The sequence below is a fragment of the Pseudoalteromonas sp. P1-9 genome, from assembly GCF_001399975.1.
In the GTDB taxonomy this organism is placed as follows: domain Bacteria; phylum Pseudomonadota; class Gammaproteobacteria; order Enterobacterales; family Alteromonadaceae; genus Pseudoalteromonas.
On sequence record NZ_LKBD01000132.1, the window covers coordinates 1 to 538 of the forward strand.

The 538-nt window shown below is 44.8% G+C and carries 1 protein-coding gene; it reads left to right on the forward strand.

Going from position 1 to position 538, the window contains the following annotated elements:
* On the forward strand, positions 1-393 hold a 393-nt coding region (locus tag AN214_RS21875; protein ID WP_152960857.1), incomplete at its 5' end, for a transposase.
* Between the last annotated feature and the right edge of the window lie 145 nt (positions 394-538).

Genomic DNA, 538 nt, shown 5'->3' on the forward strand with positions numbered 1-538 from the left:
CATCCGCGTAAGCTGATGAGTTACCTCGGCCTTGTACCAAGTGAACACTCAAGTGGCGGTAAAAGGCATATTGGCGCAATTACTAAATGCGGCAATGGTCGAGCAAGACGATTGTTAGTCGAAGGTGCGCATAGTTACCGCCATGCTGCCAATATCTCGACTGAACTACAAAAGCGACAAGAAGGCTTACCAAAACAGATTGTTGATATCGCCTGGAAAGCACAATTAAGACTCTGTAAACGTTATAAAAAGCTCATTAACAAAGGTAAGCATTACAACCTTGTTGTCACTGCTATAGCCCGAGAAATGATTGCGTACATATGGGCAATTGCAAAAGAAGTGGTGCTTACGCCTGTCAATGTAAAACTGAGATTGGCAAGAGTACCTGCTTAATATGAACGAATTAGAGTTAATGCATTGGGTCAAGCATCGGGTGTGGCACAACTACCGACGGCGTTAGGATGGCGATGCTGCTCACGCAGCATTGAACCACGAACATAGACTGAAGACAGGTGCCACGTCGAATTAAGTAAAGTCT